General features: G+C 74.9%; 1 protein-coding gene and 1 pseudogene. Both read left to right on the top strand.

What is annotated here, in order from left to right:
• A pseudogene (locus B7L92_RS36220) lies at positions 1 to 362 on the top strand (TetR/AcrR family transcriptional regulator); the annotation flags it as partial.
• Between the two features lie 365 nt (positions 363 to 727).
• Positions 728 to 1,043, top strand: a 316-nt coding sequence (locus B7L92_RS36215) for a helix-turn-helix domain-containing protein (protein WP_143626452.1), incomplete at its 3' end; no start/stop codon positions are given.

The raw sequence follows: 1,043 nt of genomic DNA, 5'->3' as shown, positions 1-1,043 counted from the left end.
CCGGCTACGCCGACCACGTCGTGGCCGTCTTCGAACGGCACCTCAGCGGCGCAGGCACCGCCGACCAGGCCCGCGAAGCGGTCACCGACCTCATCCACACCCTCTCCGAGGGCCCCCGCCGCGACCTGGCCCTCACCCAGGAGCTCTACACCCTGGCCGCCCGCCACACGGCCTACCGGCAGCTCTGCCAGCGGTGGATGCGACGCAGCCGCGACCTCCTGGAGCACCACTTCGACCCGGCCACGGCCCGCCAACTGGACGCCCTGATCGAGGGCCTGACCCTGCACCGGTCCCTGGACGACACCCCGCCCGACCGCGCGCTGACCCGCGAGGCGGTGGCCCGCATCACCGCGGCCCCGTAACCTCCCGGGTCCTTCCTCCGAGTGAGTGACGCGCCCCGAGGGCGCACCGCACCGGCACTCTTCCAGGTGAAGGCGCGCCGCGCCCGCACCGGTTCCCGCACTGGTTCCCGCACCGGTTCCCGGAGCGGCTCCGCCGAAGGCCCGGGACGGCTTCGGCGCGGGGACGCGGGACGCCCGGCGGCGCACGGGGACCCGGACGGCCCGGGGCGAGGGCGCCGGACCTTTCGTCCGCTCTCGCTACGCTCTGCGCTGCTGTGGGCCGGTGCATCCGAGCTTGCCGCCGTGCATGCGGCTGACCTGCTGTCATGCAGCGATGCAGACGGCGTGGACGCCCGGCCGTTCCGCATGACGACGGGGAGAGACGCATGGCGTACGAGCCGGAGGGCCAGGACCGGGAGCAGCGGCCGGGGGAGCGGCTGGCGCGGTTGCTGCGGCGCTGGTGGGAGGAGGCCGGGAACACACCCGGCGGCACGCGGCCCACCCAGCAGGCACTGGCCTCGAGACTGGGCATCGACCAGACGACGCTCTCGCGCTACCTGAACCCGAAGCACGCCTCGACCGCTCCGCCGAGGGTGGTGGAGGCGCTGCACGCCCACCTGCGCGCCCCGGCGGGGGAACTGGAACGGGCACGGGAGCTGTGCCGGGCGGTGCTGGAGGAGAACAGCCGCCAGGGGACCACCG

Origin of the sequence: Streptomyces viridosporus (genome assembly GCF_002078235.1) — a bacterium.
GTDB classification, from domain to species: domain Bacteria; phylum Actinomycetota; class Actinomycetes; order Streptomycetales; family Streptomycetaceae; genus Streptomyces; species Streptomyces viridosporus.
The sequence above is the reverse complement of the archived record's forward strand: the minus strand, read 5'-3'. Positions and strand labels throughout refer to the sequence as shown.